This window comes from Pseudomonas sp. FA-1, from assembly GCF_056856075.1.
The window spans coordinates 209,500-226,597 of record NZ_JBWXTH010000010.1 but is presented as its reverse complement, the minus strand read 5'-3'; the positions used below and the strand labels follow the sequence as shown (position 1 = coordinate 226,597).

Genomic DNA, 17,098 nt, shown 5'->3' with positions numbered 1-17,098 from the left:
GGCAAGCCGGCTCCCACAGGGATTTCGCAATCTTGAGCGCGGCGCAATCTCGGTGGGAGCCGGCTTGCCGGCGATAGAAGCCAACACCGCCTGGCCACCTCACCCAAGGTTTGCCCCAGACAGTGCACAGCCGTACACTGCGCGGCGACTGTCTGGTGTGAGTCGTATCATGCTCTATATGCTTCGCATGCTCCTTCTGGCGCTGCATTTCCTGTTCGTCGGCGTGGCAGGCCTGGTCATCGGCCTGTGCCGCCCGTTCAACCCCGACAACAGCCGCGTTTTCGCCCGCCTCTACAGCCTGCCTGCCGCCTGGCTGATGCGCATCAAGGTCAAGGCCGAGGTCGGCCCGCTGTGGGATCAGCCACCTGGCTGTGTCATCGTCGCCAACCACCAGTCCAACTTCGACCTGTTCATCCTCGGCCAGGTGGTGCCCCGGCGCACGGTCGCCATCGGCAAGAAGAGCCTGGGCTGGATTCCGTTGTTCGGCCAGCTGTTCTGGCTCGGCGGCAACGTGCTGGTGGACCGCAAGAACGCCTACCAGGCGCGCAAGGCCATGCAGGTGACCACGCGCATCCTGCGCGACGACACGTCGATCTGGATCTTCCCCGAAGGCACCCGCAACCCGGGCGAGCAGTTGCTGGCGTTCAAGAAAGGCGCGTTTCACATGGCCGTCGAAGCCGGGGTGCCGATCGTGCCGGTGTGCGTCAGCCGCTATACCCAGCGCCTGGGCCTGAACAGCTGGCGCCAGCGCACGGTGATCGTCCGCTCGCTGCCGCCCATCGCCACGGCGGGTATGAGCCAGCAGGACCTGCCGGCGCTGGTCGAGCAATGCCGTACGCAGATGCAGCAGTGCATCGACCGGATGGAAGGCGAGTTGGCGAACGGCTGAGGACCGAGCCGGGGCCATCACGGGGCAAGCCCGCTCCCACATAGCCTGTGCACCTGCAGGAGGATGCATCCCTGTGGGAGCGGGCTTGTCCCGCGATGGCCCCGGCGCGGCAAAAGTTGCTCTATGGCCCTACACAGCCCAAGCTGTAGCGGGTGTTCAACCGAAGAAGCGGGTAACCATGGGGCGAGTCGTGGCGTCGGCGGTGTACAGCGCCGGCAGGAAGGTCACCAATATCAGCATCGACGAAGGCAGCGAATGGGCGCGCAAACCTGGGCACTTCGTCTGGATCGGCCTGGAAGAACCCAATGCCGAGGAGCTGGCCAACCTGCAGCGCCAGTTCGGCCTGCACGAACTGGCCATCGAGGACGCGCTGGAAAAGCACAGCCGGCCGAAGCTCGAGACCTTCGGCGATGCGCTGTTCATCGTCACCTATTCGCCGGTGCGCCACGAAGGCAAGCTGGAATTCATCGAAACGCACATCTTCGCCGGCGCCGGCTACATCATCACCTGCCGCAACGGCCACTCCAAATCCTACGCCCTGGTGCGCCAGCGCTGCGAAGCGCGCCCGCTCCTGCTCGAGCATGGCGAGGACTTCGTGCTCTATGCCCTGCTCGACTTCGTCACCGAGAACTACCAGCCGGTCAGCGAGGCCATCCACGGCGAGATCGAGGAACTCGAACAGAGCGTGCTCAGCAATTCGCTGCGCGAGGAGGACATCCAGCGCCTGCACAGCCTGCGCCGCGACATCCTGCGCCTGCGCCGCTACGTCGCGCCCATGGTGGAGGTCAGCGAGGAACTGCAGCGCCTGAGCTTCCCGTTCATCGACAAGAACATGCGCCCGTATTTTCGCGACGTGCAGATCCATGTCACGCGGCAGATGGAAGACCTATCCAGCATCCGTGACATCGCCAGCCAGACCATCGAGATCGGCATGCTGCTCGAAGCCTCGCGGCAGAGCATCGTGCAGCGCAAGTTCGCGGCGTGGGCGGCGATCCTGGCATTTCCCACGGCCATTGCCGGAATCTATGGGATGAACTTCGAGAACATGCCGGAGCTGGGGTGGCACTATGGGTATTTCGGGGTGCTGGGGCTGATCGGGGTGGGCTGCACGGCGTTGTATGCCAGCTTCAAGCGGTCGGGCTGGCTGTAGGGGCTGCTAGGCAGCCCAATCGCCGGCAAGCCGGCTCCCACCTGTCCTGCGCTGCTGTTATAGACACCGCTGAACCTGTGGGAGCCGACTTGTCGGCGATTGGGCCCTGACAGCCAGGCACTTACGCCGCGTGTTCGTTGGCCTTGCCCGAGTGCCCGATGAAGCGCAGCATCCACTTGCCCACCAGATCCCCCTGGTGCTCCTCCGACAAGCTGGCGATGGCCCGCTGGTACACTTCATCCCCCAACACCTCCTGACGGGCATCGAGCAGGGCGCGGGAATAGTCGTGGACGAACTCCGGGTGCCCTTGGAAGCACAGCACCTGGTCGCGGATGTGGTAGGCCGCGTTGGGGCAAAAATCGCTCGAAGCGATCACCGTGGCGCCTTCCGGCAGCTCGGTCACCTGGTCCTGATGGCTGATCAGCAGGGTCAGCTCGGAGACCTCCGGGTCCATCCAGGGCGCATGGGCAGCCAGGGAGTAGCGGTGAATTCCCAAGCCCCAGCCCTGCTCAGCCCGCTCGGCCTTGCCGCCAAGCACCAACGCCAGCACCTGGTGGCCGAAACACACGCCCAGCAACTTCTCGCCACGTTCGTACAATTTGAGCAGGTACGCCTTGAGCGTCTGGATCCACGGGTCCGAACCGAACGAGTCGGCCTTGCTGCCGGTCACCAGATAGGCATCGAAGGTTTCCCCTTCCGGTGGATACTCGCCGTTCATCACGTTGTACACACGAAACTCGGCGGCGATCGGCTGACGCGAGAACAGCTGCTCGAACATCCTTCCGTAGCCCTGGTACTGCGCGGTCAGCTCCGGTCGCAGGACATCGGTTTCCAGGATGCAGATGCGTAACGACATAGGGATAGTCCTGAACGACGTGTGTGGGAATTTGCTGTAGAGACTGACGCGAAAGCCCGGTACAAGCAAGTAGGAAACTCTGACGAACGGTCACGAATTTCAAGCGGTTCGGCCCAGGGAACGCAGCTGTCTAGTCAGAGCATGCCAGCGAGCTGGCACATGGCCTCATAAACGAAGTGAATCAATGGAAAAACCGATAGAACAAAGGGTTCTGAAACAGGGATGACGTACGCCCTACTGTTGGTTGTATATCCAGAAAAAAGAGGCATGCAGGACCGGCGTACCGCGTACGCCGTCGCGATCGACCCGAAGCGAGACAAGGAAGCCAAGGGCTATTCAGGAATAACAACAAGAAGGCGGTCCGCCATGATCAAACAACCAAAAGTACGCCAAGCTGGGCTCATTCTCTTCGCCACGACCTTGCTGCTCATCCTGCCGAACCTGACACGCTTGTTCGGATGAAAGCAGCCGTGGCCATTGCAGGCACCGCACAGGTAATCTGCCACCCCTGACCGGTTGGAGATTGCCCATGCGTCGCTGCCTCGCCCTGCTGACACTCCTGTTCTGCCTGCCGCTGTCGGCGGCGCAACTGCACCTGGAACTCGGTGAACGCCCGCGCCAGTGGCAAAGCGAGGAGTTGCTGGCCCACCCGCAGGCCCGGGATATCCGCATCGACCAGGATGTGTCCTACAAGCGCCCTATGCACTACCGCGCCGTGCCGCTGGACGTGCTGCTCGAGGGCGTCACTGCAAGCGACCATTTGCAAGCCGTTGCCCTGGATGGCTTCGCCGCCGAGATGCCCGCCGGGCCCCTGCTGCAGACCGGCCCGGCCCGAGCGTGGCTGGCCGTGGAAGACCCGGCCAAGCCGTGGCCGGCCCTGGGCGACGGCAAGCCGAGTGCCGGGCCTTTCTACCTGGTGTGGACCAACCCCCAGGCCAGCGGCATCCGCCCCGAACAGTGGCCGTTCCAGATCGCCACGATCCGCCGCCTGGCCCCGGTGCAGGCGCGCTTCCCTGCCCTGCTGCCCGACCCCAGCCTGCCGGAGGACGACCCGGTGCGCCACGGCTTCGCCCTGTTCCAGCAGAACTGCCTGGCCTGTCACCGGCTCAACGGCGCGGGTGACGCGCAGTTCGGCCCGGACCTGAACGTGCCCTACAACCCAACCGAGTATTTCCAGGCCGGCTTCCTGCGGCGCTATATCCGCGACCCGCAAAGCCTGCGGCAGTGGCCCCAGGCGCGGATGCCGGGGTTTGCGCCCAGCGTGCTGAACGACCAGGAGCTGGACGACCTGATCGCCTACCTGGCGCATATGGCCAAGCGCAAGCCCTGAGGCCCCGCCTCTCTCATAGAACAACGCATGACCATTTGATTTGCGGCACCCTGTGGGAGCGAGCTTGTCCCGCGATTAGGCCGGGCCCGATATCACCGTCGCCTGGCAAGGGCCTCGCCCTTGATCGCGGGACAAGTCGGACCGCCGCACCGCCGCTCCCACAGAGGCAGCATTGGCCGCTTGTTCTCTGCGCGACAGCGCAGCCCGAAGGGCTGGGTAATCTCCCACAAGGAGCCGCTAGACAGTCAGGCCACCGGGCGCTCTTGCTTGACGCCCCAGCCTTCCACCTCGCCGCCAAACGGCGAGACCAGTTGCTCGAACGTCTCTTCGAAGGCACCGATTCCTCGGTAGGTGGCGTACATCACCTTGCTCAGTTCCAGGTGCCAGACGCCGTCGTCCAGTTCGCAAACCTGCGCACTGACGGACTCTCCACGAAATTGCCGGGCCGCCCGCCGGGCGCCTGCCTCGTCGGGGAACACTGCGTAGAACTCGATCGGGTGGATACGGGTGAAATCGAAACCGCCATCTTTCATCTGGCGAAGGACACTGCTGCTGATATCGTCGTTCTGGCTGCTCATGAAACGTCCTCCTGCAATGCAATGGATAGACTTTCCGTGCACAACGCACCTGCTGGCACCAAGAGGTACCCGGCAGATCGAGCTGATGCGAGACGCGAATGAAACCGACCAAGGTCCGCAGAAAAGACCCAGGCCTCGTCTGAGCGTAGTGCCTGCTGGCCACCGACGCCAGCGCAGCCGCTCAGGACAATGGGCTGATGCCAGTGATGGACACACCGCTCTGTTCCTTGAGCCAGCGTACCGTGGGAGAAGGACTGCGGTCCTGGAAGTCGTTCAGGTCCAGCTCATCGATCACCGGGAACAGGTGCGAACGGATCAGCCGTGCGGCTTCCTCATCGCTGGGGCATTGCTCGCCGTTGTACAGCAGTGAGTTCTGTACGCCGTTCTGGTCGACGAAGGTGACTTCCCACTCTTTCATTGAATCGCCCTCTCAATCAAAGAAACCAGGATGTGCTGCCTGTAACCTTGACCGTGGGCTGGAGGATTTGTTCAGTCCGCAGGGATGGCGGGAATGGTTGGCAGGACCGGCCCTATCGCCGGCAAGCCGGCGATGGGGCCGCCCTGCGGCCCGCTTGCGCTTACTTCGGCGTGCCGTGAACCACGCCCGCGGTATTGTCCAGCAGGCTCTTGGTCGCCGTCTGGATATAGGCCTCGAGGTTCTTCAGCAACGCAGGCTGCTCCGGGCTCTCGATCAGCTCGGCCTTGAACTCGCGGCCCAGCTGGTAGCGATACAGGCGCGGGGTCATGTCCTTGGACTCGATCAGGATACGATCGCCCTGCACGATCCCGACGATCTGCTCGCTGCCCGACGGCTTGATGATGCCCACGCCCTGGTCACCCTCAGGCAGGTTGAGCAGGTCGCGACCCCAGCACTGGTGACGGGTCTGGCCACCCAGGCGGCCCATGATGGTCGGCACGATGTCGACCTGGGTGCCCACGGTGTGGTTGACCGCACCGAACTTCTCCTGGATGCCGGGGGCGATCAGCAGCAATGGCACGTTGAAGCGGCCCAGGTCCAGCTCAGTGACCTGCTGGTGGTTGCCGAAACCGTGGTCGCCGACGATCACGAACAGGGTGTCCTTGAAGTACGGCTCCTTGCGCGCCTTCTCGAAGAACTGGCCCAGGGCCCAGTCGGAGTAGCGCATGGCGGTCAGGTGCTCGTCCAGGCGGCCCTGGCCGGTCACCTTCTCCACCGGCAGGTCCTTGGGCAACGCGTACGGCGTGTGGTTGGACAACGTCTGCAGCAATGCGTAGATCGGCTTCTTGCCGTCGTGCTTGGCCAACTCTTCGTTGCCGCGGTCGAACATGTCCTGGTCGGACACGCCCCAGGTCGGGTCGGAGAACACCGGGTTGACGAAGTCGTTACGGCCGATGAAGGTGGTCATGCCCTGGTTGCCGAAGAAACCGGACTGGTTGTCCCAGGCGAAATCGCCGTTATAGACGTACACGTCGTCGTAGTCACGGCCACTGAGCAACGCCGGCAGGCCAGAGAGCTTGTGACCGCCCTCCGGGGTCTGCATCAGGTATTCGAAGCCCGGCAGGTTGGGGAAGCAGGCCATGGTGGCGAACATGCCCTGGTGGGTATGGGTGCCGTTGGAGAAGAAGCGGTCGAACAGCAGCCCCTCCTTGGCCAGCTTGTCGAAATACGGGGTGATGTTGTTGGGGCTGCCCAGGGCGCCCACCGAGTGGCCGGCGAAGCTCTCCATGAGGATCACCACCACGTTCTTGACCGCCAGGGTGCGGTCGGCCGGTGGTACGAAGTCGCGGCGGATGGCGGCTTCGTCGGCGTCGACCAGGGTGTCGTTGGGGGTCAGCAGCAGGTCACGCACGCTCTGGGTGGCCACGCCCTGTTCGAGCACGGGCTTCCAGATATTGGCGCGGTCTTCGCCGAAACGGCTCTTGGCAGCGTCGATCAGGGTCAGGGTGCCGTTCAGGCCAAGCTGGTTGACGAAGTTGGAGTCGGTGGTGAAGGCGTCGCCCCAACGCATCGGCGGGCCCTGGCGCAGGGTGCCACGGGCCGCGACCACGGCCACCAACAGGATCACCATGAACACCGCCACGCGCTGGTACCAGGGCGCGACGTTACGCGAGGCGGTGGCTGCAGCGGTGCGGCCGATGCCACGGGTCAGGCGGTCGATGCCCTTGAACAGCAGGCTCAGCAGCCAGGTGCCGAACAGCCAGGCCAGCAGGTAGCGCACCACCGGGAAGCCGTACCAGAGCATGCTCATGACGGTCTTGGGGTCTTCCTTGATGTACTGGAACACCAGGCCGTTCAGGCGCTGGTGGAACTCACGGTAGAAGTCCAGTTCCATCAGGCCGAGGAACATCACCAGGCTCGAGGCCAGGGTCAGCCACAGGCGGAAGAAGCCGCGCCGGGCCATGGCCCAGGGGCTGAGCAGCGCCAGCAGCAGCGGGATGCTGATGTACACCACCACGCGCAGGTCGAAGCGCAGGCCGTTGAGGAAGCCTTCGGCGACGGTGGCATATGGCGTATCGCCGATCATGTCACTGTTGTAGACCAGCAGCGCCAAGCGGACCAGGCTGAGCATCAGCATGATCACCAGGGCGCTGAACAACGTGTAGGCGAGGTGCGATTTGAGGGTCGGCGCGAACGAAGTCGGCACGGCCCGTTGCTTCAAGGCATCCATATTAGCCATGAATGGGGGGATCCTAGAATTGCGGGTTTGCGGAAAAGGCGAAGACGCCCTGCTACCTGAAGGGCCCGGCCATCCAGCACGGCAATTGGGCCAACGCAGCATTGTGCGGCGCGGATTTTCGATAATCCAGTGTGAAAATTTTGTCACGGGGCGGTTTGTGTGCTGCCTGTAACGGCCCAATCGCCGGCAAGCCGGCTCCCACAGGTTCGGCGGTGTGTCTGAAAACAGCACAGGACAGGTGGGAGCCGGCTTGCCGGCGATTGGGCCGGAACAGCCAATGCGGACCGTTGCCGCCTACATCAGCTATCAGAACCGCAGGTTGCCTCGCGGCCCGGCGATGGCCCAGATGATCAGCCCGATCACCGGCAGCAAGGCGATCAGCAACACCCAGAGGATCTTGATGCCAACCTCGGCCCCACTCTTGAGCACATGAAGAATCGCCCAGATATCCAGCGCCAGGATGATCAGCCCGACCAGGCCATTGAATGTGGACCCCATGCGCACGCTCCTGCCAAAGGTGATTGCCGCCAAGCATAGTCGGCTATTACGTCGATAGAAGGGAATCCTTGGGCGCTAGCATCGGTCACTGGGTAGACTGCCAGCAACGGATTTACCTCGAGGTTCGCATGCCACCCGCCCAGTCCCCCACTACCGCACCTGTCTCACTGTTCAGCGCCTGGCGCCAACAAGCCACCACTGCCCCTTGGCTCAGTGCCGGGCTGGGCCTGAGCCTGCTGGCGGTGCTTGCCCTGCTCTCGGCCAGCCTGTGGAATGCCGTCCAGGGTGACCATGCCGACAACCTGCATCTAGCGGTGCTGGGCGGCCTTTCCGGGTTCGGCGCCACCGCTCTGGGCGCGGTGCTGGCAGTGGTGCTGCGCGATGTCAGCGCACGCAGCCAGGACGTGATGCTGGGGTTTGCCGCCGGCATGATGCTCGCGGCCAGCTCCTTCTCGCTGATCCTGCCTGGCCTGGACGCCGCCCGGGAAATCACCGGCAACGGCCCGGCTGCGGCTTTTACCGTGGTGCTGGGCATGGGCCTGGGTGTATTGCTGATGCTGGGCCTCGACCGCTTCACCCCCCATGAGCATGAAAGCACCGGCCCGTGCGGCCCGGAAGCGGAACGGATCAGCCGGGTCTGGCTGTTCGTGCTGGCCATCACCCTGCACAACCTGCCCGAAGGCATGGCCATCGGGGTGAGCTTCGCCAACGGCGACATGAACATCGGCCTGCCGCTGACCAGTGCCATCGCCATCCAGGACATCCCCGAAGGCCTGGCCGTGGCTTTGGCGCTGCGTGCCACCGGGCTTTCCAACTTGAAGGCGGCGCTGGTGGCGATCGGCTCCGGCCTGATGGAGCCACTGGGCGCGGTGATCGGCCTGGGCATTTCCACTGGCTTCGCCCTCGCCTACCCGATCAGCATGGGGTTGGCGGCCGGGGCGATGATCTTCGTGGTGTCCCACGAGGTGATCCCCGAAACCCACCGCAACGGGCACCAGACCGCGGCGACCCTGGGGCTGATGGGCGGGTTCGGGGTGATGATGTTTCTCGATACCGCGTTGGGGTGAGATTTTGGGGCTGCTTTGCAGCCCTTTCGCGGCACAAGGCCGCTCCTACAGGCATTCGTGATCCTCTGTAGGAGCGGCCTTGTGCCGCGAAAGGGCCGCAAAGCGGCCCCATTCATTGTCAGACGTGCACCGCGACGCGCAACGCCTCCAGCGCCGGCTCCACCTTGATGCCCAACGCCGCGCCCAGCTCCAGCACCCGCGCCAGGTCGTTCTGCCCGACCATCACCATCTGCAGCTCGTCATCGAGCAACTGGCTGAAGTTGAGCAGCACGTAGCCACCCGCTTCCTTGTTCATGGCGGCCATCTGCACCTGGATGCGGTTGAGCGCGGTCAGCGCCTCGGTGCGCGCCAGTTGCTTGGGCTTGAGGGTGAACGGCACGCTCTTGTCGAACGAATCGGTGATGCGCTCGAACAGCTCCTGGTAGCTGTCGGCCTGGAACAGCACGGTATCGGGCAGGCTGCCGAGCACTACCCACTCGCCCAGGGGGATGGGGAAGGTGTCGTCGTAGTTGATGTCCGGGTTGGCGGCCAGGAAGGCGGCCGGGTCGGCATAGGCCTGGGCGGCTTCGTCGGCGATGCGCTCGATGTATTGTTCGCGCATGCAGCCGGCGCCGATGAGGCTGATGAATTCGAGCAACTGGTTTTTCATGAGGGGGCCTGCGGCTTGCGAAAAAGTCGCCAAGGATAGCCGCAAATGCCCCCGGAGGGTTAGCCGGCCAGCGCCTGCAGGCGTGCGGCGGTGTCGACGGCGCCCATGGTCTGGGCAGCGGCCAGGGCGGTGGCGCCACGGGCATCCTGGCGAGCAGGATCGGCGCCCTGGGCCAGCAGGAAGTCGAGGATCTCGACACGGTTGAACATCGCCGCCAGCATCAGCGCGGTACGCCCGTCCTCAGCGGCGGCATCCACCGGTACGCCGTGCTCGAGCATCAGGCGGATCATCGCCAGATCGCCCTTGAACGCGGCACCGGCGATCGGCAATTGGCCGTTGTCGTTGGCGATCAGCGGGTCGGCGCCATGGGCCAGCAATACCTTCACCGCGTCATGGTGCCCGTGGTAGCTGGCGAGCATCAGCAAGGTGTCCCCCTTGTGGTTGCGCAGGTTGGCCGGCAGGCCGCTGTGCAGCAGGCGTTCGAGCATCTGCGCATCGCCCCGGCGGGCGCGTTCGAAGACTTCTTCAGCGAACGCAGCGGTTTCGTCGTCAGTCATGGCGATGGGTTGTCGGTCGGACATCGGGAACCTCCTGGCATAGTCGAGCGCCCAAGTGTTCGTCAGGCAATGCCGGGCGGTCAAAGGTTCAGAATCTATAGGGCCAAGAGGCAAACCCTATGACCCTTGCAAAATGCACTGTGCAAAATGCACGACCTTGCACAATGCACGGTCACCTCACTGCAATGGATCGGCAACCCATTGATTTTAAACGTAATTATCAACGGATCGTGGCTGGCACGGTCGCTGCAACCCTCAACTCCAGAGTCTGCAAAACACAACAGTCAGGAGTTGAGATATGGACCTCATCCAGGAAAAATTCGCCTCGGTCTTCTCCGCCTACAAGGTCGAAACCCAACCGCGTCCCGATGGCGGTATCCAGCTGACCCTGCGTGCCGCCGACGGCAAGGTCACCCGCCGGGTGCTGTCGTACGCGCAGCTGCACAGCGCGGAGCAATTGTCCTGGGCGATCAGCGCCATTCGCCGTGACTTGGCCGAACAGGCCAGCGAGTTGCCGGTGATCTCGATGTTGCAGAGCCAACAGCGCTTTGCCTTGCCGACCTATCGGTAAGCACGGAAAGCCCAATCGCCGGCAAGCCGGCTCCCACCGGTCCTGCGCTGTTTCATAGACATCGCCATACCTGTGGGAGCCGGCTTGCCGGCGATTGGCTTTAGAACTCACCCATTCCAGCAAATGCCCGGGCCGAAATATCGCCGGTATACCGCGCCTGCATGCCCTGCTCGCTGCCGAACAGGCGCAAGGCCAGGCAGAACGGGTTGTCGCCCAGATCGAACCACCGACGGGCACCGGCCGGCACCACCAGCACATCGCCCTTCTCGCACAGCACCGCATACACCTGGTCGCCCATCCGCAGGCTGAGCTGCGCACGGCCGGTGACGACTGCGAACACTTCCTCGGCCTCATGCACATGCTCATCACGCAGGTCCGCCTCGGCCGGGGCTTGGCCATCACGATCGAGCAGGCTGAACGCCACGCTGCCATATTCGGTCATCAGCTCATCGAGCAACCCACGGCCCTCGGCCAGCACCTCGTCGCGGCTGGTGCCCGGGCGGATGCGTAGCTCATGGGGGCGACGGACGAAGCGCACGCCTTGCTCGGCCAGGGTCGCGGCGATGTCGTCATGGTGGGTCAGCACCTTGTTCGGCACCTCGGGGCTGGATGTGTGGAAAACGCTGAGAATGCTCATCAGGGGCTGTTCCTGGTTTCTTTCGAACAAAGGGCAATGATAACGGCTGCGGCCAAGGCTGCGAGGCTGGCCATACCAAAGGTGAAGGCCGGGCCCAGCAGTTTCCAGCTGTAGCCCGAATAAAGCGCGCCCAAGGCACCGCCGGTACCGGACAATGCCGCATACAGCGCCTGGCCCTGCCCTTGCTGGCGCGCGCCGAAGCTGCCCTGGACGAAGGCGATGGCGGCGGCATGGAAGCAGCCGAAGGTGGCCGCGTGCAGCACCTGGGCCATGACCAGCACCACCGGGATGTCGGCCAGGGTGCCCAGCAGCAGCCAGCGCAGCGCCGCCAAGAGGAAGCTGGCCAGCAGCACGCGGCGCACGCTGATGCGCGCGAAGATCCGGCTCATGGCCATGAACACCAGCACTTCGGCGACCACCCCCAGCGCCCATAACAGGCCGATGGCGCCGCGGGTATAGCCCAGGTGCTCCAAGTGCAGGGTCAGGAAGGTGTAGTAAGGGCCGTGGCTGAGCTGCATCAGCGCCACGCAGGCATAGAACGCCAACACCCCTGGCGCCGCCAGTTGGCGCAGGAAGCCCCCCGCCCCCTTGCGCTCGGCCTGTTCCACCGGCTGGGCATTGGGCACCCAGAGGCTGGCGAGGAAGATGCCAGCCATGATCGCCACCAGCGCCACCGGGTAGATGTCCAGGCTCAGCCACTCGAACAGCCGGCCCAGGCCGACCACGGTGAGGATGAAACCGATCGAGCCCCACAGGCGCACCTGGCTGTAGCGGGCGGTCTGGCCGTGCAGGTGGGCCAGGGTGATCACTTCGAACTGGGGCAGCACCGCATGCCAGAAGAAGGCATGCAGGGCCATCACCAGTGCCAGCCAGGCGTAGCTCTGGTCGACGAAGATCAGCGAGAAGGTCGCCAGGGTAGACAACGCCCCCAGGCGCACGATGAGCAAGCGCTGGCCGCTGCGGTCACCCAGCCAGCCCCACAGGTTGGGGGCGATGCAGCGCATCAGCATGGGAATGGCCACCAGCTCGCCGATGCGAGCCGGGGAGAAGCCCAGATGGTCGAAGTACAGCGCCAGGAACGGGGCGGTGGAACCGAGCAGGGCGAAATAGAAGAGGTAGAAACTGGACAGGCGCCAGTATGGGATCGGGGGCATGATTGGCCTTGTGAGGTCCCTGTGCCGGCTCAATCGCGGGACAAGCCCGCTCCTACAAGGGCTGCGGAGAACCTGTGGGAGCGGGCTTGCCCCGCGATTGGGCCGGTTCAGGCAACCTGTACCTGACTGACGAACACCGTTCTCAGAGCTGGCCCAGCACCGGGGTGTTCACCTTCACGTCGGCGTTCTGTGCTCGGTGACGCAGCAGGTGGTCCATCAGCACGATGGCCATCATCGCCTCGGCGATAGGCGTGGCGCGGATGCCCACGCACGGGTCGTGACGGCCCTTGGTGACCACCTCCACCGGGTTGCCCTCGATATCGATGGAGCGCCCGGGCACGGTGATGCTGGAGGTCGGCTTGAGCGCCAGGTGGGCGACGATCGGCTGGCCAGAGGAAATGCCGCCGAGGATGCCGCCTGCGTTGTTGCTGAGGAAGCCTTGCGGGGTCAGCTCGTCACGGTGCTCGGTGCCGCGTTGGGCGACACTGGCGAAGCCCGCACCGATTTCCACGCCCTTGACCGCGTTGATGCTCATCAGCGCATGGGCAAGCTCGGCATCCAGGCGGTCGAAGATCGGCTCGCCCAGGCCCGGCATCACGCCTTCAGCGACCACGGTGATCTTGGCGCCGACCGAGTCCTGGTCACGGCGCAGCTGGTCCATGTAGGCTTCCAGTTCCGGCACCTTGTCTGGGTCGGGGCTGAAGAAGGCGTTGTGCTCCACCGAGTCCCAGCTCTTGAACGGGATTTCGATCGGGCCCAGCTGGCTCATGTAGCCGCGCACGCGGATGCCCTGGGTGGCCAGGTACTTCTTGGCGATGGCTCCGGCAGCCACGCGCATGGCAGTCTCGCGGGCCGAGCTGCGGCCACCACCGCGGTAGTCGCGCAGGCCGTACTTGTGGTGGTAGGTGTAGTCGGCGTGGGCCGGGCGGAACAGGTCCTTGATCGCCGAGTAGTCCTTGGACTTCTGGTCGGTATTGCGGATCAGAAGGCCGATCGAGCAGCCGGTGGTGCGGCCTTCGAACACGCCCGAGAGAATCTCCACTTCGTCCGCTTCCTGGCGCTGGGTGGTGTGCCGGCTGGTGCCCGGCTTGCGCCGGTCGAGGTCATGCTGCAGGTCGCCCAGGGTGATTTCCAGGCCTGGCGGGCACCCATCGACAATGGCGACCAACGCCGGGCCGTGGCTTTCGCCAGCGGTGGTGACAGTGAACAGCTTGCCGTAGGTATTGCCGGACATGGACGCTCCGCGAATCTGCCTGAATTTGAAGGAGGCAGGCAGTATACGGAAAACTCCGCTGGATAGGTTGCCTGTACTGGCCCAATCGCGGGGCAAGCCCGCTCCCACAGGTTTACCGCAGCGCTTGTAGGAGCGGGCTTGCCCCGCGATTAGGCCAGTACAGGCGAACACCGAACCAGAACCTTCCGCCAAGCCCCCGGTCCAACCGACATCCCTCCAAGTAGTAGCCCAATGATGTCGCGCCTCGCCGCCCTCCTCCTGCTGCTGTGCACCAGCCTCGCCCAGGCCGCCGCCCCCACTGTCCTGCAACGCCCCATCGACTTGGACACCGGCCAGGGCGTGCTCCATGGCAGCCTGTTGCTGCCCCAGGAGCAGACGCCGCCACCGGTGGTGCTGATCGTCGCCGGCTCCGGCCCCACCGACCGCAATGGCAACAACCCCGCCAGCGGCCGCCTGGACAACCTCAAGCGCCTGGCCCTGCTGCTGGCCGGCGAGCACATCGCCAGCGTGCGCTTCGACAAGCGCGGCGTGGCCGCCAGCCAGCCGGCCACCCCCGACGAGCGCGACCTCAGCGTCGAGCGCTACGTAGCCGATGTCGTGGCCTGGGGCCGAATGCTCAAGGCTGACCCGCGCTTCGGCCCGTTGATCCTGCTCGGCCACAGCGAAGGTGCGCTGATCGCCAGCCTGGCTGCCGAACAGGCCGGCGCCAGCGCGGTGATCACCGTGGCCGGCAGCGGCAGGCCGGTGGCGGACGTGCTGCGCGAACAGCTGGCCCAGCGCCTGCCGCCTGCGCAACTGGCGCAGGGCAATGCCGTGATCGACCGGCTACAGGCCGGGCAGACCACCCTCGACGTGCCCGCGCCGCTGCGCGAGGTGTTCCGCCCGAGCGTGCAGCCGTACCTGATCTCATTGTTGCGCCAGGACCCGGCGGCGGCCTTCGCCCGCCTGCCAATGCCAGCACTGATCCTCCAGGGCCGCAACGACGTGCAGGTGGAGGTCGCTGACGCCGAGCGCCTCAAGGCGGCCAAGCCCGATGCGCAGTTGGTGGTGATCGAGGGCATGAACCACATGCTGCGCATCAGCCCTCGGGACATGAGCCAGCAGCGTGACAGCTACCGCAACCCAGCGCTGCCGCTGGCCCGGGAGCTGGGGGAACGGATCGTCGCGTTCGTTCGCCAGGTGGCACGGGAGTAGATCGGGTTCAGGAAGTCGTTTTCGCTGCCGATAACGGGGGTTATCGAGGCGGTGCTTCGGGGCCGCGTTGCGGCCCCGTATCCCGCCCACCGTGCATTCGAGGACACCCCTGATGACCGACGCCCCCGCCGCCGTTGAGGCGGACGAAGAGCCACAAGCCCCTGAAAGCGCCCCGCTGCCCTGGGAAGACCTGGCCCCGGAACACTTCCAGCTGCTGCGCCTGGCGCCGCTGCCCACCGAACGCACCAGCGGCGCGCGGCCGCTGCGCTTCGTCGAATTTGGCCATGCCGAACGCCACAGCAAGGAACACAGCCTGTTGCGTCTGGTGATCCGCCTGCCTGGGCAGAAGGTGCGCAAGGAACAGAACCACCTGGACATCCGTGTCGACCACGATCAGCGCCTGGTGTGCATCGGCGGCGACAGCGGGCTGCAGCTCGAGCCGCTGAACCGCGGCCTGGGCCGCTTCCTGCTCGGCCAGGCGGTGCAATGGCTGCAGCGGCGCTGGTCGCATTACCAAGTCCAAGGCATGAGCCTACCGAGCAAGGACGCCCTCAACGAAGACAGCCGCCTGCGTCGTGATCATGTGCTGCGCGGCGCGGGCCTGGACGTGGAATACGCCGACGGGCAACTGCTCAAGGCGCGAATCGTGGAGACCCCGGTGGGGCAGCTCAAAGGCAGCTGGAACGGCGAGAAGGTGCAGCGCGTCGACATCCTCGAAGCGGCGGGCATGTTGCAGCAGGCCGAACAGCAGTTGCTGGAGAAGGAAGCGCAACTGCGCGAGCGCGATGAGCGGGTGGCCAAGTACCGGCGCGAGGACAGCGGGCTGCGCTTTACCATCACCTGCCTGGTGGCGTTCGCGGTGTTCCAGGCCGGGTTGTTGATCTGGATCGCTACGCGCTGAGCGTGTACGGGGGCCGCTTTGCGGCCCTTTCGCGGCACAAGGCCGCTCCTACAAGGGGATGCGATCTTCTGTAGGAGCGGCCTTGTGCCGCGAAAGGGCTGCAAGGCAGCCCCACTTCATCACACCCTGGAGCGGAACAGCTCCCGATGCTGCCGGCACTGCTCGGCCGTCAGCATGAACACGCCATGCCCGCCACGCTCGAACTCCAGCCAGGCGAAGTCCACCTCGGGGTACAACGCCTCCACATGCACCTGGCTGTTGCCCACCTCGACGATCAACAGCCCCTTCTCGGTCAGGTGGTCGGCCGCCTCGGCGAGCATGCGCCGCACCAGGTCCAGGCCGTCGTTGCCGCAAGCCAGGCCCAGCTCGGGTTCGTGGTGGTACTCGGCCGGCATGTCGGCGAAGTCTTCGGCATCGACATACGGCGGGTTGGACAGGATCAGGTCGAAACGTTGCCCCGGCAGCCCGGCGAAGCCATCGCCCTGCACGGTGTAGACCCGCTCCTCCAGGCCATGGCGCTCGATGTTCTGGTTGGCCACTTCCAACGCCTCGAAGGACAGGTCGGCCAACACCACTTCAGCCTCGGGGAACACGTCGGCGGCGACGATGCCGATACACCCGGAGCCAGTACACAGGTCGAGGATGCGCGCCGGCTCGGCCGCCAGCCAGGGCTCCAGGCGTTTCTCGAGCAGTTCGCCGATGGGCGAACGAGGCACCAGCACACGCTCATCGACCAGGAACGACATACCGCAGAACCACGCCTCGCCCAGCAGGTAGGCCGTAGGCACGCGGTCTTCGATACGACGCTTGAGCAGGTGCTGCAGGCGCACCCGCTCGTCATCTTCCAACTGGCAATCCAGGTAGCTGTCGGCCACTTCCCACGGCAGGTGCACGGCCCCCAGCACCAACAGGCGGGCTTCGTCCCAGGCGTTGTCGGCACCGTGGCCGAAGAACAACTCGTGCTCATGGAAGCGGCTGACCGCCCAGCGGATATGGTCGCGCAGGGTGCGCAGACGGGATGTGATCACGGGGGACTCCTTTTCAGACAGTACAAAAGTCTAACAGCCCGCCGCCGCAAATGTTCCCCCGGAATCCTCCGCCGGTAGCCAGAAGCCAGTAACCATGCCGCCTGCAATGTCAACCATTCACATTGTCGCCGTTGCAGGGGAGAATAGG

General features: G+C 64.8%; 18 protein-coding genes. 7 read left to right on the top strand and 11 right to left on the bottom strand.

The window, feature by feature from the left end; genetic code table 11:
• Window positions 1–169: 169 nt before the first annotated feature.
• Both AC1MHZ_RS18715 and AC1MHZ_RS18710 read left to right on the top strand, forming a co-directional pair.
• Complete coding sequence (locus tag AC1MHZ_RS18715; RefSeq protein WP_084854972.1) at window positions 170–889, top strand: lysophospholipid acyltransferase family protein; 720 nt, start codon at window positions 170–172, stop codon at window positions 887–889.
• A gap of 178 nt (window positions 890–1,067) precedes the next feature.
• The gene (locus AC1MHZ_RS18710) at window positions 1,068–2,039 is read left to right on the top strand and encodes a magnesium and cobalt transport protein CorA (RefSeq protein WP_084854971.1); all 972 of its coding nucleotides are present in this window, start codon (window positions 1,068–1,070) and stop codon (window positions 2,037–2,039) included.
• A gap of 121 nt (window positions 2,040–2,160) precedes the next feature.
• Here AC1MHZ_RS18710 and AC1MHZ_RS18705 read toward each other — a convergent pair whose 3' ends face one another.
• Window positions 2,161–2,895 carry an amidotransferase gene (locus tag AC1MHZ_RS18705; RefSeq protein WP_084854970.1) on the bottom strand — a complete coding sequence of 245 codons (735 nt, stop codon included), beginning with the start codon at window positions 2,893–2,895 and terminating at the stop codon, window positions 2,161–2,163.
• Window positions 2,896–3,424: 529 nt separating this feature from the next.
• Between AC1MHZ_RS18705 and AC1MHZ_RS18700 the strand changes: the two genes are divergently transcribed.
• Window positions 3,425–4,225, top strand: a complete 801-nt coding sequence (locus AC1MHZ_RS18700; protein WP_084854968.1) for a cytochrome c — start codon at window positions 3,425–3,427, stop codon at window positions 4,223–4,225.
• A gap of 245 nt (window positions 4,226–4,470) precedes the next feature.
• Here the strand turns inward: AC1MHZ_RS18700 and AC1MHZ_RS18695 are convergent, their stop codons facing one another.
• From AC1MHZ_RS18695 to AC1MHZ_RS18680, 4 genes are all read right to left on the bottom strand, one after another.
• Window positions 4,471–4,803, bottom strand: coding sequence for a ribonuclease E inhibitor RraB (locus AC1MHZ_RS18695; RefSeq protein ID WP_084854967.1), 333 nt, complete (start codon window positions 4,801–4,803; stop codon window positions 4,471–4,473).
• Window positions 4,804–4,984: 181 nt separating this feature from the next.
• Window positions 4,985–5,221 (bottom strand): hypothetical protein, encoded by a 237-nt coding sequence (locus AC1MHZ_RS18690; RefSeq protein ID WP_084854966.1) that lies wholly within the window; start codon window positions 5,219–5,221, stop codon window positions 4,985–4,987.
• 160 nt (window positions 5,222–5,381) lie between these two features.
• On the bottom strand, window positions 5,382–7,460 hold the full coding sequence (locus AC1MHZ_RS18685) for an LTA synthase family protein (protein WP_084854965.1): 2,079 nt from the start codon (window positions 7,458–7,460) through the stop codon (window positions 5,382–5,384).
• Window positions 7,461–7,766: 306 nt separating this feature from the next.
• Window positions 7,767–7,958, bottom strand: coding sequence for a PLDc N-terminal domain-containing protein (locus AC1MHZ_RS18680; protein WP_084854964.1), 192 nt, complete (start codon window positions 7,956–7,958; stop codon window positions 7,767–7,769).
• A 128-nt stretch (window positions 7,959–8,086) separates the two neighbouring features.
• Between AC1MHZ_RS18680 and AC1MHZ_RS18675 the strand changes: the two genes are divergently transcribed.
• Window positions 8,087–9,025: a ZIP family metal transporter gene (locus tag AC1MHZ_RS18675; protein ID WP_324817212.1), complete on the top strand. Its 939-nt coding sequence runs from the start codon at window positions 8,087–8,089 to the stop codon at window positions 9,023–9,025.
• Window positions 9,026–9,143: 118 nt separating this feature from the next.
• On the opposite strand, the gene AC1MHZ_RS18670 is transcribed toward AC1MHZ_RS18675, so the two are convergent.
• Both AC1MHZ_RS18670 and AC1MHZ_RS18665 read right to left on the bottom strand, forming a co-directional pair.
• Window positions 9,144–9,674, bottom strand: coding sequence for a hypothetical protein (locus AC1MHZ_RS18670; protein ID WP_084854962.1), 531 nt, complete (start codon window positions 9,672–9,674; stop codon window positions 9,144–9,146).
• A gap of 59 nt (window positions 9,675–9,733) precedes the next feature.
• Complete coding sequence (locus tag AC1MHZ_RS18665; protein ID WP_084854961.1) at window positions 9,734–10,255, bottom strand: ankyrin repeat domain-containing protein; 522 nt, start codon at window positions 10,253–10,255, stop codon at window positions 9,734–9,736.
• 274 nt (window positions 10,256–10,529) lie between these two features.
• Here AC1MHZ_RS18665 and AC1MHZ_RS18660 point away from each other — a divergent pair, with 274 nt between their 5' ends.
• Entirely contained in the window at window positions 10,530–10,802 is a 273-nt protein-coding gene (locus tag AC1MHZ_RS18660) for a DUF3509 domain-containing protein (protein ID WP_084854960.1), read from the top strand.
• A gap of 100 nt (window positions 10,803–10,902) precedes the next feature.
• On the opposite strand, the gene AC1MHZ_RS18655 is transcribed toward AC1MHZ_RS18660, so the two are convergent.
• The 3 genes from AC1MHZ_RS18655 to aroC form a co-directional block, all read right to left on the bottom strand.
• Window positions 10,903–11,439, bottom strand: a complete 537-nt coding sequence (locus AC1MHZ_RS18655; RefSeq protein WP_416767721.1) for an oxidase — start codon at window positions 11,437–11,439, stop codon at window positions 10,903–10,905.
• Window positions 11,439–12,593 (bottom strand): MFS transporter, encoded by a 1,155-nt coding sequence (locus tag AC1MHZ_RS18650; protein ID WP_482966777.1) that lies wholly within the window; start codon window positions 12,591–12,593, stop codon window positions 11,439–11,441. The genes AC1MHZ_RS18655 and AC1MHZ_RS18650 overlap by 1 nt, the downstream gene beginning before the upstream one ends.
• Before the next feature lie 142 nt (window positions 12,594–12,735).
• Window positions 12,736–13,827, bottom strand: coding sequence for a chorismate synthase (aroC, locus tag AC1MHZ_RS18645; protein WP_084854957.1), 1,092 nt, complete (start codon window positions 13,825–13,827; stop codon window positions 12,736–12,738).
• A 231-nt stretch (window positions 13,828–14,058) separates the two neighbouring features.
• Between aroC and AC1MHZ_RS18640 the strand changes: the two genes are divergently transcribed.
• Window positions 14,059–15,021 (top strand): alpha/beta hydrolase, encoded by a 963-nt coding sequence (locus AC1MHZ_RS18640; protein ID WP_482966776.1) that lies wholly within the window; start codon window positions 14,059–14,061, stop codon window positions 15,019–15,021.
• A gap of 112 nt (window positions 15,022–15,133) precedes the next feature.
• On the top strand, window positions 15,134–15,922 hold the full coding sequence (locus tag AC1MHZ_RS18635; RefSeq protein ID WP_482966775.1) for a hypothetical protein: 789 nt from the start codon (window positions 15,134–15,136) through the stop codon (window positions 15,920–15,922).
• 119 nt (window positions 15,923–16,041) lie between these two features.
• On the opposite strand, the gene prmB is transcribed toward AC1MHZ_RS18635, so the two are convergent.
• On the bottom strand, window positions 16,042–16,950 hold the full coding sequence (prmB, locus tag AC1MHZ_RS18630) for a 50S ribosomal protein L3 N(5)-glutamine methyltransferase (RefSeq protein WP_465001842.1): 909 nt from the start codon (window positions 16,948–16,950) through the stop codon (window positions 16,042–16,044).
• Window positions 16,951–17,098: the final 148 nt, after the last annotated feature.